General features: G+C 62.8%; 16 protein-coding genes. 10 read left to right on the top strand and 6 right to left on the bottom strand.

Features of this window, described 5'->3' with window-relative positions; all coding sequences use genetic code 11:
- Window positions 1-81 precede the first annotated feature (81 nt).
- The 4 genes from HK107_RS12890 to HK107_RS12875 form a co-directional block, all read right to left on the bottom strand.
- Window positions 82-1,971: a zinc metalloprotease gene (locus HK107_RS12890; protein WP_173200433.1), complete on the bottom strand. Its 1,890-nt coding sequence runs from the start codon at window positions 1,969-1,971 to the stop codon at window positions 82-84.
- Window positions 1,972-2,007: 36 nt separating this feature from the next.
- The gene (locus HK107_RS12885) at window positions 2,008-2,517 is read right to left on the bottom strand and encodes a hypothetical protein (protein WP_173200431.1); all 510 of its coding nucleotides are present in this window, start codon (window positions 2,515-2,517) and stop codon (window positions 2,008-2,010) included.
- Between the two features lie 204 nt (window positions 2,518-2,721).
- Complete coding sequence (locus tag HK107_RS12880) at window positions 2,722-2,904, bottom strand: hypothetical protein (protein ID WP_173200429.1); 183 nt, start codon at window positions 2,902-2,904, stop codon at window positions 2,722-2,724.
- A gap of 15 nt (window positions 2,905-2,919) precedes the next feature.
- On the bottom strand, window positions 2,920-3,909 hold the full coding sequence (locus tag HK107_RS12875) for an RluA family pseudouridine synthase (RefSeq protein ID WP_173200427.1): 990 nt from the start codon (window positions 3,907-3,909) through the stop codon (window positions 2,920-2,922).
- A 63-nt stretch (window positions 3,910-3,972) separates the two neighbouring features.
- On the opposite strand from HK107_RS12875, the gene HK107_RS12870 reads away from it, so the two are divergent.
- Window positions 3,973-4,296 (top strand): hypothetical protein, encoded by a 324-nt coding sequence (locus HK107_RS12870; protein WP_173200425.1) that lies wholly within the window; start codon window positions 3,973-3,975, stop codon window positions 4,294-4,296.
- 127 nt (window positions 4,297-4,423) lie between these two features.
- Here the strand turns inward: HK107_RS12870 and rarD are convergent, their stop codons facing one another.
- Complete coding sequence (rarD, locus tag HK107_RS12865; RefSeq protein WP_173200423.1) at window positions 4,424-5,335, bottom strand: EamA family transporter RarD; 912 nt, start codon at window positions 5,333-5,335, stop codon at window positions 4,424-4,426.
- A gap of 194 nt (window positions 5,336-5,529) precedes the next feature.
- Between rarD and HK107_RS12860 the strand changes: the two genes are divergently transcribed.
- From HK107_RS12860 to HK107_RS12835, 6 genes are all read left to right on the top strand, one after another.
- Window positions 5,530-6,621, top strand: a complete 1,092-nt coding sequence (locus HK107_RS12860) for a YjgN family protein (protein ID WP_173200421.1) — start codon at window positions 5,530-5,532, stop codon at window positions 6,619-6,621.
- On the top strand, window positions 6,605-7,657 hold the full coding sequence (locus HK107_RS12855; RefSeq protein WP_173200419.1) for a M48 family metallopeptidase: 1,053 nt from the start codon (window positions 6,605-6,607) through the stop codon (window positions 7,655-7,657). The genes HK107_RS12860 and HK107_RS12855 overlap by 17 nt, the downstream gene beginning before the upstream one ends.
- A gap of 93 nt (window positions 7,658-7,750) precedes the next feature.
- On the top strand, window positions 7,751-8,185 hold the full coding sequence (locus HK107_RS12850) for a tellurite resistance TerB family protein (RefSeq protein WP_173200417.1): 435 nt from the start codon (window positions 7,751-7,753) through the stop codon (window positions 8,183-8,185).
- Complete coding sequence (gene rimK, locus HK107_RS12845; RefSeq protein ID WP_173200415.1) at window positions 8,182-9,582, top strand: 30S ribosomal protein S6--L-glutamate ligase; 1,401 nt, start codon at window positions 8,182-8,184, stop codon at window positions 9,580-9,582. Before HK107_RS12850 ends, rimK begins: the two co-directional genes overlap by 4 nt.
- 11 nt (window positions 9,583-9,593) lie before the next feature.
- Complete coding sequence (locus tag HK107_RS12840; RefSeq protein WP_173200413.1) at window positions 9,594-10,628, top strand: quinone-dependent dihydroorotate dehydrogenase; 1,035 nt, start codon at window positions 9,594-9,596, stop codon at window positions 10,626-10,628.
- Between the two features lie 11 nt (window positions 10,629-10,639).
- Window positions 10,640-12,235, top strand: coding sequence for an amidohydrolase (locus HK107_RS12835; RefSeq protein ID WP_173200411.1), 1,596 nt, complete (start codon window positions 10,640-10,642; stop codon window positions 12,233-12,235).
- A 55-nt stretch (window positions 12,236-12,290) separates the two neighbouring features.
- Here the strand turns inward: HK107_RS12835 and HK107_RS12830 are convergent, their stop codons facing one another.
- Complete coding sequence (locus HK107_RS12830) at window positions 12,291-12,863, bottom strand: MYXO-CTERM sorting domain-containing protein (RefSeq protein ID WP_173200409.1); 573 nt, start codon at window positions 12,861-12,863, stop codon at window positions 12,291-12,293.
- A gap of 165 nt (window positions 12,864-13,028) precedes the next feature.
- On the opposite strand from HK107_RS12830, the gene cmk reads away from it, so the two are divergent.
- From cmk to HK107_RS12815, 3 genes are all read left to right on the top strand, one after another.
- A complete protein-coding gene (cmk, locus tag HK107_RS12825; protein WP_173200407.1) occupies window positions 13,029-13,676 on the top strand; it encodes a (d)CMP kinase in 648 nt (215 codons plus the stop codon).
- 73 nt (window positions 13,677-13,749) lie between these two features.
- Entirely contained in the window at window positions 13,750-14,211 is a 462-nt protein-coding gene (locus tag HK107_RS12820; RefSeq protein ID WP_173200405.1) for a YybH family protein, read from the top strand.
- 102 nt (window positions 14,212-14,313) lie between these two features.
- Complete coding sequence (locus HK107_RS12815; RefSeq protein WP_173200403.1) at window positions 14,314-15,159, top strand: hypothetical protein; 846 nt, start codon at window positions 14,314-14,316, stop codon at window positions 15,157-15,159.
- Window positions 15,160-15,197 lie beyond the last annotated feature (38 nt).

Raw genomic sequence — 15,197 nt, 5'->3', positions numbered from 1 at the left:
CTTGGCTCAGTTTGGCTGAAGGGCATGAAAAAGGGCGGCGCAGGTGCCTGCGCCGCCCTCTCTATACTTCTAGGATGCCGATTAGTTCGGCACGAACCGCAGTTCCATCATGTTGGTCAGGCCGATGGAGCTCAGTTCAGCACCGTTGAAGGAAACGTAGGACGTCCCGGCAGCGCTGGTGTCGAGACGGACCTGTGCCGGAGGTTGACCGGATGCACCGATCTGAAGCGCGTCGGCTTCGATCACGAGGATCACATCGAGGCTCGGGTCTTTCTTGAGAGCCTGCTCGATCTTCTTCGCGAGGCCTTTGGCGCCGTTGAAGACTGCGGTGACGTAGTCGCCGTCTTCGCCAAGCGGGCCTTCGACAGTCTTGAGCTCACGCTCGAAGACCAATCCGCCTTCGCCGTCGTCCTTGCCGAGGGAGAGAGTGACGCGGTCGAACCGGACGGGCTCGCTCGCATCGAAGGTGCCGGTGAGGATGTTTCCGCTCACCAGCGCCTGGTTGGCGTCGAGTGCTGCGAGCACGTCAGCGCCTGCAAAGCGTTCAGCATACTGCACGCTGGTGACGCCGACGAGGTTGAAGCCGCCAAAGTCCAGAGCACCGTCATGGTTCCGAACGGTGTCCTCTCGGTTGGTGACGAAGTCGATGGCCTTGGCGAGGCTGTCGCCTGAACGAACGGCCTTTGACTTGGCTGGCTTCACCTCGGTGTCGCTCTCCTGGTTCTTGTCGAAGAGCTCCTGGGGGAAGTCCTGCTGGCCGAGGATGAAGCCAATGTTGGCGTTGGTCGACACACGGTTTGCCGCGAAGGGTGTGCCGTCCAGGGCCTGCAGTTCGAAGGTGTAGGTCCCCTTCGGAACAGCCATCTCGAAGTCGCCGGTCGGGAAGCTTTCCGGCGAGAAGATGTTGAGGGCACCGGTTGCGCTTTCGAATACGAGGGCGCGGCCGGAAATGCCGGTCACCTGGCGCTCACCGTTCTCGTCGATCGCGGTGATGGCTGCGCCCGAGACATTGACGCCGTCGCGGACGACGCTGCCTTCGATGACATCATAGACGGCCTCGAAAGAAATATCGCCGGGCTGGAGCGCTGCGATGCCTTCGTCCGAGCTGCCCTCGGGGTAGATGAAGGCCGACAGGGCGAGGTCATCCGTATGCGGCGTCCGGGTCGTCAGCTCCGATTGCGCATCGTTCGCGTCGATGAACGGGAACATTGTGGTGCTGCTGCCATCGGTGAACGAGATCTGGTTCAGCGAGGTGTGGCTGTGCCCGTGGCTGTGGCCGAACTCGTGGGTCGAAACTGCGTCGATGTCCACGCCGCCAGTGTTCGTCGGGAATGTCTCCCAGAGGACGCCGATGTTGAACTGGACGTCATTGTCGAGAATCGTCCCTGCACGGTAGAAACCTGCCGGGAATTCGATGTCGCCGTCACCGTCAGCGTCGAAGCAGGTGTTCCTGCCTTCGACTGCCGGGTCGAAGACGTCGGAGTTGCCGTCACCATTGAGGTCGTCGCCGGGGTTGAAGACGGAGTCCGCAAGGAGCGACGTCGACGGTGAGGAGGCGAGCGCAGTGAAGTTCGAGGCCGTGAGGAAGGTCACCTCGTTGATGAAGTCACCGCCTGCGCGAGTTTTGAAGCCAAGATTGCGCTCCGAGGTGATGTTCATCTCGATATAGGAGGCGGGGTTGTCGTTCCAGCGGTCAAGACCTGCCTGGATCGCAGCAACTGTATCAGCCTGCGAAACCGTCGGCCCACCGATGAATTGGTTCGGCAGGCCTGCGGTGTTGAGGGTGTATTCCACCGAGGCGCAGCGTTCGTCCCAGAAGATCGGAACGGTTTCGCGCTGCAGGAACGTGTCACCACGGACATCCACGACAGCGGTCGGGAGCGCGATGATGTCGAGCTGGCGGCCACCCTGGGCCATGGCCGTGCTGCCGAGTGTGGCAGCCGCGGCCGTGAGCATAAGAAGTTTTTTCATTGTACGATCAAATCCTATTCGAAGAGAGACGTCAGCTTACGGAGTTTCCGGGCTGTCTTCGGCTGCGGTGCGGGCTTCGTTGATGACGGTGAAGGCATCGGAGACGGACATCATGCCGCCCTGCTCGCGCGGGAGCGCGACCATGCCATTACCGAGAACGGGGTAGATCCCCTGGTTGAAGCCGACGACTGCGGAACCGTCGTCTGTCTCGTCGATGAGGAGAAGGCTCTCAGAGCCTTCGAAGAAGGTGGGGCTGCCGGCGCTGACTTCGCCCATCGGGACGAGTGTGCCGCTCAGCTGGCCACCGGGGAAGCGCAGGGTGACGGTCGAGCCAGGCTCGCCGAAGGCAGCGCTGGTGATCTCGAAGGTCGTCTCCGTGTAGGTCTGGCCCTCTTCGCTGACGACGGACGAGCTGAGCGCGCGGGCGACGACAGCGCTTTCGGCGGCTTTCACAGCCTCCTTGAAGGTCAGCTTTTCAAGCGTCGTGGCGGACGCTGACGCCAAAGCGGTCACGACCGCTCCGGCGATAAGGAATGTGCGTTTCATTTCCGGGATACCTCCTCGTTTATCTGGAGGCCGGCCCAGTCGAGCACCCGTCTTCGGGTCTCGCGTGCCATGATTTCACCCCCAATTGCGGGGAGCAGACATGGTTAATTCAAGCAAATCAATAGCCCGATATGCGATAACATCAGCTCTTTCATGACCGATCATGGCGCTAGCTCGCGTGCGCCACGCAGCTGCGGCGATCTGTCAGCGCATCGCCGAGCTGCGGCGCCAGATGCCGAGGGGGATGAGGATGACCCCGCCGAGGATGAAGGGCCAGGCCTGGAGGCCATAGAAGACGCCGGGGAGGCACAGGACGATGCCGCCCATGATCATGAAGAAGCCTTCGGCGCGTTGCTGGCGCTCCTTCTTGCCCATTTTCTTCGCCATGGTTCGAGCCTTTCGTCAGAGCGCGCGGAGTGCGGCGCGGAGGTCCTGGAAGTCTTGAGGCGGTTCGCTTTCAAAGCGCAGGTCGTCACCGGTGACGGGGTGCTCGAAGCCAAGGATGGCTGCGTGGAGCGCCTGCCTCGAGAAGCTGCGCACAGCTTCCCGTGCAGCCACGGTGATATCGTCAGCACCCTGAAGGCCTGCGACACCCGATTTGCCGTAGAGCCTGTCACCGATGAGGGGGTGCCCGGTGCCTGAGAGGTGGACGCGGATCTGGTGGGTGCGGCCTGTCTCCAGCGTACACTGAACAAGGCTTGCGACTGGCTCACCAGCCACCTTGCCCCGGCCTTCGCCATAGGCCTCCAGACGCTTGTAGTGGGTCACCGCCTCGCGGGCGTCGGGGCGGCTAAAGTTCATGTCGAGCTCGCGCTTCAGCCGGTTGGATTTGGACCGCGCGATGGGGATGTCGATGGTCCCTGACGCGGGGCGAGGGTCGGCATGGATGAGCGCGAGGTAGCTGCGCTCAATATCGTGCACGGAGAAAAGCCTCCTCAGGCCCCTGTGGGCCTCGTCATTCTTGGCGACGACCATGACGCCGGACGTGTCCTTGTCGAGCCGGTGGACGATCCCCGGCCTCGCCACGCCGCCGATGCCAGAGAGCGAGTCCTTGCAATGGTGGAGGAGAGCGTTGACCAGCGTGCCTGACCAATTGCCCGCTGCTGGGTGCACGACGAGCCCTGCGGGTTTGTTCAGCGCAATGAGATGTTCGTCCTCGAAGAGGACATCGAGGGGGATGTCCTCGGCCTCTGGGTCGGCGTCTTTCACCGGGGGAGGGACCAGCGCGATCTCGTCGCCTTCGGCGATCTTGTGGGTCGGGTCGGTCATGGCCTCCCCGCTCAACGTCAAAGCCCCTTCCTTGATGAGGTTCTTCACTTGGGTACGGGAATAGTCCGTACGTTCGGCCAGCCAGCGGTCGATGCGCTCGCCGGTGCCTTCCAGGGCGGTCATATGGATAGGATCTCTCACCGTGCGCCCCGTGCAAATCTCGGAGCCTTCTGTCAAATGCGGGCCATGACCGATTCGCCAGAAATGCCCGCTTCACCCATTCCCGTTGGCGTCGCCAAGGCCATTGCCCTTGGGCTTGGCCTTTTGCTGCTCGGCGGGACTGCAGTGTTGATAACTCTGCTTGTCACGCGACCGGCTGTCACGCAACAAAGTGACATCTCGGCTATCGAACTTCAGGTCGGCGAGAAAGTGTCTCACGTGAGCCACTCTGACGGAAAAGCTCTTTTCCTGATCGAGGGCCCCGAGGGCGAACAGCGGGTGTTACTCCTTAACCTTGCAACCGGCGCGCGAACGGAGATTCCGGTCCTCGCGGCGCTAACCGACATGTAAGCAAATACGGGGCCTTGGGGGGTTCAATCTCGCGAATTCTCTGCCATTTGCTTTTTCGAGGGCTGCTTCGGTAGCCTCAGGCGGGGTGCCGCTCCCCTCGTTCCCCCTCAAGGTGCCCCGCCGACCTTTACCCCTCCACCGCAGGTTTCTTCCGCGCCGACCTGATCGAGTCGAAGGCGAAGACCGCGACGGCTGTCCAGATAAACGCAAAGCAGAGCTGGTGTGGCCGCGTGAACGCCTCGCCCGCAAGAAGCCCCACGAGAAATTGCAGCGTAGGGCCGATGAATTGGAGAAATCCGATCACCGAGAGCGGCAGCCTCCTCGCCGCAATAGCGAAGGCGAGAAGCGGGATGACCGTCATCGGGCCCGCAGCGACCAGAAGCGCTGTCAGCCCCAGGTCCTGGCCGAAGGCCGTTTCCTGAACCGGCCCGAAGAAGAGCCAGCCGAGGGCAACAGGGGTGAGGATCAGCGTTTCGATAAAGAGGCCCGGCATCGCGCCGATGGGCGTCAGCTTCCTCAAGAGACCATAGGCCGTGAAGGTCACCGCTAGGATGAGTGAGACCGTCGGGAACTGCCCGCCGTAGACGGTCAGGATCGCAACGCCCACGGTCGCGAGGCCGACGGCGACCTGTTTGGCCACGCTAAGCTTCTCGCCCAGCAGCACGACCCCCACGAGGACGTAGACCAGCGGGTTGATGTAGTAGCCGAGCGCTGCCTCGAAGAGACGCTCGTTCTGAACGGCGATGATATAGATCAGCCAGTTCACCGCGATCATCGCCGAGCTGCCCAGCATGGCGAGCATCACCTTGGGCTGGCGCAGGGCGCGGGCGACCTCGGGGATCTGCTTGCGGAAGATGATGATTAGCGCGCCGAAGGGGACCGACCAGACGATCCTGTGCACGAGCACCTGATCCGCCGGTACGGACTTCAGCGCGATCAGGAAGACCGGCAGCAGCGCACCCCACCAGAAATAGCAGAGAAGCGCAGAGAGAAAGCCCGTGCGGGTCTCGGCGGGGGAGGTGGGAGCGCTCGCGTTCATTGCGGCGAGGTAAGCTTGTGGCCCGGCTTTGTCACCTCCACCGCTTGCGATCATTTCTAGGCTGACGAAGAGAGTTCCTTGGTGGCATCGCGAGGCCTCGACCATCTGCGCAGTGATAAAACTGGAAAGGGAAGCATTGTCTTAGGAGAAGAACTGCAGGTAGCAGGGTCACAGGACAGCAGGGCAGAGCATCCATGACAGACACTTCCACCACTGCGGAGAGCGAGCAGCCGCACGCCTCCGAGGCACGACTTCCCTTCGAGTTTCACGGCAAGGCCGGCGAGTATTTCGGCATCTGGATCGTCAATCTCCTCCTTACGATCGCGACCCTCGGGGTCTATTCGGCGTGGGCGAAGGTCAGGACGAACCGCTACTTCTACGGCTCGACCCGGCTTGATGGCGACGCTTTCCACTATGCGGCCAAGCCGATGCAGATCCTCATCGCGCGGCTCATCGTTTTCGCCGTGCTGGTCGCTTTCAACGTCCTCGCCCAGTATGTGCCCGAGGCCGGTGTGGCGCTGCTCATTGTTTTCTTCTTCCTCTTCCCGTGGCTCATTAGCCGGGCGCTGAGGTTCCAGTCGCGCGTGACGCGCTGGCGGAATGTCGGTTTCGATTTCCGCACGGATTACTGGCCGACCTTCGTCATCATGTACTTGGCGCCGATCCTTTCGGTGGTGACCCTCGGCCTCGGCATTCCGGTGGTCACAAAGTGGACGCAGGAATGGGCCTACAAGCGCTTCAGCTTCGGCGACCGCGGGTTTGACGTCCAAGTGCCGCTCGGCAAGCTCTATGGCCTCTTCGGCGGGGTCTTTGTCGTCGGCGTTCTTCTGTACGTAGGGGCGCTCGCGCTGATCGTGGGCCCCATCATCGCGTCCAGCCAAGCCGGCCTTGAGGGCGACACCCTGCCTGCGAGCGTGATTGCTGCGATCATCCCAGCCTACTTCATGATGCTTGCGGCAGCGCTCCTGATCTACGTCTACCGCGCCGGTGTACGGAACATCGTGTTCCGCGAGCTTGTCCTCGACGGGAACCACCGGTTCGACAGCACGGTTTCCAAGCGCAAGTACGCGTGGATCATCTTCTCGAACCTCATTGCGGTCGCTGTCTCCTTGGGCTTCCTCATCCCGTGGGCACGGATCAGGCTCAGCCGGTTCCTTGCCGAGAACACGTTCGTCATCCCGGGCGGCCCGCTCGACCAGTTCGTCGAAAGCGTGAAAGAAACCCAGGGCGTCATCGGCGAAGAATATGTCGACATGGAAGGCATCGATATTGGCATCGGCCTCTGACATCACGCCGGTCGCTGGCAAGTTCTACCGGGCAGGTTCAGGCACCCCTGTGCCTGCCCGCCTGACCGTAGAGCGGAAGCTCGTCAGGATCGCGGAGGCTGGCGGCGGACCCGTTCTCGCAGAAGAGGCGCGGGGCGATGTCGCGATCTCCGCGCGTCTCGGCTCGGTCCCGCGAAGGGTCGAGATGATAGGAAGCTGGACGTTCGAGACCGACGACAATGACGGTATCGACAGGGCGTTCGGCGGCTTTGGCAGAGGCGCGCTGTCAGCGCTCGAAGGCAGCCTTCCAGCGATCCTCGTCGCGGTCGTGTTCGTGGTCGTCTCCCTCATCGGGATCACGGTCTTTGGCCTACCAGCAGCCACCCAGGCTGCGGTCGACCGCACGCCGCAGGAGGCGGAGCGAGCCATCGCAGCGGGTTCCATGCGGAGCCTCGACGCCACCCTGTTCCGCGAAACCGAGGCCGATGAGAGCCGCCGTGAAGCTCTCCAGGAGGCGTTCGCTGAGCTGGTTTCTGCCTACGAAAACCAGCCCTGGGCACGGGAAGATGTCGTCTTCAGGCTCGACTTCCGCCACGCGCCAGCGATTGGTCCCAATGCCCTCGCGCTGCCCGGCGGACAGGTCGTGGTCACCGATGATCTTCTCGACGTGCTCGAAGAGGACGAGATGGTCGCGGCGGTGCTCGCCCATGAGATCGCCCATGTGCACCATAGGCACGGGCTTTATGCCCTCTACCGCTCCGCAGGGGTGGGGGCTCTGATCCTCTTTCTCGGAGGGGACCTTTCGGCGCTGGCCGAGGATGCGGTGGTTCAGGGCGCGGTGCTCTCCAACCTCTCCGTGTCGCGCCGGAGCGAGCGGGAGGCGGACCGTACCGGTGCGCAGCTGGCTGCCGCTGCAGGCCTCGACCCGATGGCGCTCCTTGAAGCGCTCGAGGCCCTCACCGGCGCTGACGCGGATGAGAAAAGCTCGTGGCTCTCCTCGCATCCCGGGCTGAAAGACAGGGCCAAGGCCATCCGTGAGGCAACGGCAGAGCGCTGATCCCTCGCTTGTGTCAGCACTGTGCGTTGACGCCCCGCCCCGCCACTGGATAGGGCCTCAGGCGAAAAGACGTGCTTGCGAAGGAGCCCCGGTATGGCGACGACACCTCCCAATCTTACGCCTCAGGAGGCGATCATCTATCTGATGATCATGGCGTCCGCAGTCGACGGCTCCATCAACCCTTCCGAGCTCAGGACCATTGGCCGGGTGGTCAGGACTTTCCCGGTCTTCACCCAGCAGCACGAGGAAGAACTCGTTGCCCACGCCGAGCAGGCTGGCCAGCTGATGGGTTCTGACGGCGGTCTTCACAAGGTCATCGACGCGGCGCACGCAGCGCTGCCCGAGCATCTGATCGAGACGGCTTACGCTGCCGTGGTCGATGTCGTGACCGCCGATGAGAGCCTGAACCTCGAAGAGATCCGCATCCTTGAACTCGTCCGCGAGAAGCTGGGTGTCACCGATGAGGGTGCTGCAGCCATCGAGCATGCCGCCCGGGCACGCCACATGACCATGGAGGCGCCGGTTTGACCTTGGAGCTCGGTTGGGAAGAGTGGATCGCCCTTCCGGCGCTCGGGCTGCCGGCGATCAAGGCGAAGGTCGATACGGGCGCGAAGACGTCAGCCCTGCACGCTTTCTCGGTTGAGCCCTTCGGGCCGTCCAGTAAGCCGAAAGTGCGCTTCGGCGTCCATCCGATCCCGGAGCGGCCTGACTTCGAAGTCTATTGCTCCGCAGACGTCCTCGACCGCCGCGACGTTACGTCGTCAAACGGTGAGACCGAACGGCGCTGGACGATTGAGACCAAGATCCAATTCGGCGAAGAGAGCTGGCCAATCCTCCTGACACTGAGTGATCGTGGGGGCATGGCCTATCACATGCTGCTCGGCCGTCAGGCACTGGAAGCTTTCCCCGGCGGTGCGCCGACGGTGGTGCCCACGGAGAGCCACAGGCAGCCTGAGCTCAGCTATGATGCCTACGACAAGCTGATCAATCGCGCGCCGCAGAAACGTGCACTGAGGATCGCGGTCCTGACCAAGGAGCCGAAGATCTATTCCTCGCGGAGGCTGATCGAAGCTGGTGAGGCGCGCGGCCACGTGGTCGAGCCAATCGATACGTCCCGCTGCTACATGCTGATCAATGCCGAGAAGCCCGAGGTGCACTACGACGGCAAGGCGCTGCCAAGCTATGATGCGGTGATCCCGCGGATTGGCTCGTCGATCACCGCATACGGAACAGCTGTGGTCAGGCAGTTCGAGACGACGGGCGCCTACTGCATAAACCGCTCCGATGCGATCCTTGCGAGCCGTGACAAGCTCTATGCCCACCAGATCCTCGCGCGGGACGGGATTGGCATGCCGGTTACGGCGTTTGCCTCGTCGCCCAAGGATACGGATAGCTTGATCAAACTGATGGGTACACCGCCTATCATCCTGAAGCTCCTTGAATCGACCCAAGGCAAGGGCGTCGTCCTTGCGGAGACCAAGAAGGCCGCTGAGTCGGTGATCTCGGCCTTCCGTAATCTGAAGGCTGACTTCCTTGTCCAGCAATTCGTGAAAGAAGCGAACGGCGAAGATATTCGCTGCCTCGTCATTGGCGGAAAGGTCGTTGCTTCGATGAAGAGAACGGCCGCACCCGGAGAGTTCCGCTCGAACCTCCACCAGGGCGGCACGGCGCAGCTGGTCAAAATCTCAAAGGAAGAGCGTGAAGTGGCGCTGAAGGCTGCCAAGTCCCTCGGCCTCGGGTTCGCCGGCGTCGATCTCCTGCGCTCTGAAACGGGTCCCAAGGTGCTCGAGGTCAATTCGAGCCCCGGTCTTGAGGGCATTGAGGCCAGTTCAAAGAAGGACGTGGCGGACCTCGTCTTCCAGCATATCGAACGACGTGCAGCGAGCGCCATCAAGCGCAGGCGCCGCGTCGGTTCCGCAGCCTGAGGCGGGCGGCCGTGTTTGGCGATCTGGCCACGAAGGCGCTGACGCTGCTGCCTCCTGAGGAGGCGCATAAAGCTACGATCCGTGGGCTGAAGTCTCCTTTTGCCCCGCGCTACCATGGCCTTGTCGACCCGGCGCTCAGGACGCGAATTGCGGGTATGGACCTTCCGAACCCTATCGGCATCGCTGCGGGGTTCGACAAGAATGCTGAGGTTCCTGACGCGCTGCTCGCCATGGGTTTCGGCTTTGCCGAGGTGGGTGCTGTCACCCCTAGGCCCCAGCCGGGCAATCCCTCCCCGCGGGTCTTCAGGCTGCGTGAGGATGATGCGGTCATCAACCGCTACGGCTTCAACAATGACGGCCTCCAGACCATCGGTGCACGTCTTAAGGCGAGGGCTGGGAAGCCCGGTGTCGTCGGGATCAATCTCGGTGCCAACAAAGACAGTGAAGACCGGGCCGGCGACTATGTGACGAGTCTCAAGGCGCTTGAGCACGATGTCTCCTTCCTGACCGTGAATGTCAGCTCTCCGAACACGGAGGGTCTTCGTGACCTGCAGGGGCGTGAGGCGCTTGCTGGACTTCTCTCCCGCGTGATCGCTGCCCGGACGACGTCCAAGCCTGTCTTCGTCAAGGTCGCGCCGGACCTGACCGACGAGGACAAGGCTGACATTGCTGCGGCTGCGCTCGAAAGCGGGGTCGATGGCATGATCGTCTCGAACACGACCCTCTCGCGCGATGGGCTGAAGAGCTCTGACGCCGCAGAAAAGGGCGGGCTTTCGGGAAAGCCTCTCTTTGAGATGTCCACGGAGGTTCTGCGGGACTTCGCTAACGAACTGGGCGGCCGCTTGCCCCTCATCGGCGTGGGCGGGATCACCTCGGCCGAGGACGCCTTCACCAAAATCAAGAACGGCGCCTCTGCCGTCCAACTCTACACCGCGCTGATTTACCAGGGCCCTGGCCTCGTCACGCGCATGCTCGAAGAACTTCCTCAGCTCCTCAAGGCTGAAGGCTTCAAGACAATCGACGATGCCGTGGGAGCGGCCCTTTAAGGAGAGACGCCATGCTCGCGCTCATGCTGATGCTCACCATGCAGACGGAATGCGATTTCCGTGTGATCGAAGGGCGGATCGAACTGCCCACCGGCACCCATGAGGCGGTCGCCATCGCGCGCGGTAAGGTGCGCGAGGTTGGCAAGGCGAGCGACATGCCGTCCGTACCCGCCACATGCCGTACTCGCCTCGCGGATGACCAGACGGCATTCCCCGGCCTCACGGACAGCCATGTGCACCTTCTCGGGATCGGCCTCAGGGAAATGACCCTGAACCTCGACAGCGCACGGTCTGTCGAGGACGTGAAACGGGCGCTCGCAAGAACTGCCGAGGAGCAGCCCGAGGGCGCGATCATCGGCAGGGGCTGGATTGAGACGGGTTGGCCGGAAGGCAGGGCCCTCGACCGCCGTGACCTTGATGAAATCGTCAGCGACCGTCCCGTTCTCCTGACCCGTGCGGACGGCCACGCCATGGCGGTGAACACGGCAACGCTCGAGGCGGCAGGAATTGATGCCGACACGGAGGATCCTGAGGGCGGGCGCATCGTGCGGGACGCCGACGGTCAGGCGACGGGCTATCTTATCGACTATGCGATGGATCTTGTGATGCCGCTTATGCCTGAGCTGGACGTCGAGCGCCGCCGGGAAGCCTTGCGCCTCGGCGCGGAGACCTATGCCTCCCGCGGCTGGACCTCGGTGCATAACATGTCCGTGGACGGAGAGGACCTGCCGCTCCTCAAGGAGCTGGCAGCAGCCGGCGAGCTTCCACTGCGGGTTGCCAATTTCGTCACCCGTGATGCGATGGGAACGGTGATCGAGGAGGGGCCGGGTTGCGACGCGACGGGCCTCGTCTGCAACCTCGGCGTCAAGTTCTATGCCGATGGCGCTCTCGGCTCGCGCGGTGCTCTCCTTAAAGAGCCGTACTCTGATGAGCCTGCCACGATTGGACTGCGCCTCCTCACCAAAGATGATGCGATGGGGGTCTATCGCGAGGCGGCATCGAACGGCCTCCAGATCACGACCCACGCCATCGGTGATCAGGCCAATGACGACATTCTCTCCTGGTACGGAGAGCTTCGCGAGGACTTCCCCAAGGCCGTCCTGCGGATCGAGCACGCCCAGATCGTCGACCCGGTCGACCTTGACCGCTTTGCGAGCACCGGGGTCATCGCCTCGATGCAGCCGAGCCACGCTATCGGTGACCTCCACTTCGCGCCCGAGAGGCTGGGCATGGAGCGCCTACGCGGCGCCTATGCGTGGAACAGCCTGGCGGGCGAGGGCACGCTGATCGTCTTCGGCTCGGACGCTCCTGTGGAGCAGGGTGACCCTCGGATCGAGCTTTACGCAGCCCATGTGCGGCAGGACCTCGAAGGCTTCTCCGGCGAAGGCTGGCATCCCGAGGAAGCGCTCAGCCGCGCCGAGGCGCTCGCGCTCTTCACCACCTCGCCCGCCCTGTCGATCGGTCGGGGCGGTTCCATCGGCACGCTTGCGCCTGGGTTCGCTGCGGATCTCTCAATCTTCGAGGGCGACCCGTTCGCAGGCCCCTCGCAAGCGCGGGCTGTGGCGACGATGATCAACGGCCGCTGGGTATCGGGCGAGGCGCAATAAAAAAACGGCGCCCGAGGGGCGCCGTTTTCATGTTTGATGGAGCTTCCTCCAAGGACTACTTGCGGCGCTTGCGGGCGACGACAGCAAGTCCAGCGAGGAACAGCGGCAGTGCCGCCGGAACCGGAATGGCCGACGTGTCGGCTTCGACGGTCGCTGTTGCCCTGAAGGCTTCGGGGCCACCTGCGTCGGAGAGGACGAAGGTTAGAACATTCATGCCCATGTTGAACAGCGAGCTATCGGATGTGCTGTAGCTGATCAGGCTCGTGAAGTTGGCCGTTGTGACCACCGGTAGGTTTGCGATCTGCGTACCGTTCAGGTCGATCGTGCCCGTATTGTCGACACCCCAAAGGCCCGAAAGCACGGCTGTGGATTTATCGAAGCCAGTAAGGTCGAAGGTGAACGTCCACGTCGTGGTCTGGTCGCCATTGTCGGTCCAGACCCAGTCGGACGCAGGCGTCGTGGTCTGAGAACTGTAGAGGCCATTCGCCTGCAAGATAGCGTTACCGCCTGAGACCAGCTCGATACCCCCGCCGCCTCCGACGGTGGTTGCGCCTTGGTCGACGATGGCGGCATTGGCGGTGCCGAGGGCGGCTAGGCCCACGACGGCTGAGATTACGGCATTCTTCATAGCGGTTCCCCGAATTCTAACGCTATTGTGATATTGGTTAACCACACGCTGCGACAACCTGTATTTCCACGGTGCGGTTCGCTCGGAGGTTGCAAGGCCCCCGAGACGCTGACTGCCGGTGTTTGATCTTGCCTCAAGCCCGCGAACCCCGGATAAGCGCGGCCGATGGGCAAGCCTCTTATCATCGCGATCGACGGACCCGCGGCCAGTGGGAAGGGGACGCTCTCCCGGCGGCTCGCAAACCTCTATGGGCTGAAGCACCTCGACACCGGTACGCTCTATCGGGGTGTGGCGTGGCTGATGCTGCGTGATGACCTGGATCCAAGGGATGCCGAGGCTGCGGCGGAAGTCGCGCGAGCTTTCGACCCCGAAGCTCTCGGCACGGCTGATCTCAGGACCCCGACGGTTGGACGCGGCGCGAGCCTCGTCGCTGTCCATGAAGGGGTGCGCAAGGCGCTCTTCGATTTCCAGCGGAGCTTTGGCCTCACCCCTCCCGGTGCTGTGCTCGACGGGCGCGACATCGGGACGGTCATCTTCCCCGATGCCACGGTGAAGTTCTTCATCACCGCCAGTGCCGAGGAGCGCGCCAAGCGCCGCTATGAAGAGCTGCGCGTGCAGGACCAGAGCGTGACCTTCGAAAACACGCTCGCAGAGCTGAAGCGCCGTGACGAGCGCGACCAGAACCGCGAAGAGGCCCCTCTCAAACCAGCGGCCGAGGCGGAGATCATCGACACCTCGAAACTGACCCCTGACGAGGTGCTGGGCCGGGCCTCCCGGATTATCGACAATATCCGAAAAGCGATGGAAGCCTGAGATCTGCGACGGGCTCGGGCTGCCAGCGGCTGCTCCTTCTGGTATGACCCTCCGTCAACGAATGGGGGCGGATATGAAGAGAATCGTTTGGACCTTGGCGCTTGTGGCTGGTGCGCTTTCAGCGTGCAGTGCTCCAGTCGTCCCTGAAGCAGACCGCGAGGCTGCCCTTGCAATTCTCTCCGATCTCGACGACCGTACACTGAGCGTCGAAGCGCAGCTCGCCAACTATGCAGACGACGCCGTCATCCTTGTCCCCGGGGAGCGTGAGCACCGGGGCACCGAAGCCCTTCGCGCGCATCTCTCGACCGTCGGGGTGGGTGTTGACCTCAGGACGACCCACGAGATCGTCGAGCTTGAAAGCTTCGATGACCTTGTCGTCGTGCAGGGCAGGGTTGTTGGTTCGGCCGGGCCTGAGGGGTCGGACGATGTCTTCCGCTTCGAGACGAAGAACCTGATCCTCCTAGAGCGCACCGATGCCGGCGGCCTGACCATTTCCAAGGTGATCTACAATATGGCACCCACGCCCGGCGAATAATCGGGTCCAGAGCTCCGATTTCACCCAAACGGGTGATGGGCAATCCGCCGTAAGCCCCCGAAAACGAAGATGCCAAATTCGTGACTCAAGACGGGGGATGAGATGAAGCGACTATTGAAAGCAACGGCAGCCATCGCCGTGATGCTCGGCGCAGCTGAAGCGGCGACCATCACGGGGAGCGTGCGGGCCGCGGCCAATGACCGGGAGAATGCGGACGCCAGCGTTGGTGGGGGGATCACCGGCCTGAGCGGTACGATCAATGGACCGATCAGCGAAAGTCTCGAAGCCACGGACGGCGCGGCTACCGCTGCGGTGGACCTGACGTTCGATCCCGTGACCGGGGTCCTGAAAGCTGAGACCAGCGCAGACCTCGACACCAATCCCAATCGCCGGAATGATGCGCGCTCGTCCGTCTCGCTGACCATCACCGAGACCTTCATCGCCAGCGGGTCGGGGACGGCGACCTTCCAGTTTGCCTTCGATGGCCTCCTGACAGCCTTGAGTGATGCAGGCTCCACCAACGTCCGCTCGACGATCCAGGCGTCGCGTTTCAATCCTCGCCTCGAGACGGTCTCGGACACGTTCTCGGCTGTCAATCAGTACGTGAACGGATCGCTTGATACGTCGGTGAATGGCAGCTCCATTCCGCCGGAGCCAATCCTCGATGTGGACGAGCTGCTCTCGGTGTCGATCGGCGCCAATGATGGCCAGCGGATCACCCTTATGCTGAGCTTCGCGATTGTCAGCGCGGTGAACCCTCAGGGGACGGGTTTCGCCTCCAGCAATTTCGGCAACACCGGCTATATCAGCTTCCTGACCACCGATGGCCTGTCGCTGGCGGCCTCGGATCCTGCGTTCCTGTCGTCGACCGAAGTCCCGGTCCCGGGTGCTGCTCTCCTACTCCTGAGCGGGCTTGGTGTCCTCGGGTTCCGTCGCCGCGGAGCTTAGTCCCGTTGCGCTCCGGCGCGGGATGTGATGGCTAGGCG

It is taken from the genome of Parvularcula mediterranea (assembly GCF_013085255.1).
Lineage (GTDB): Bacteria > Pseudomonadota > Alphaproteobacteria > Caulobacterales > Parvularculaceae > Parvularcula > Parvularcula mediterranea.
The sequence above is the reverse complement of the archived record's forward strand: the minus strand, read 5'-3'. Positions and strand labels throughout refer to the sequence as shown.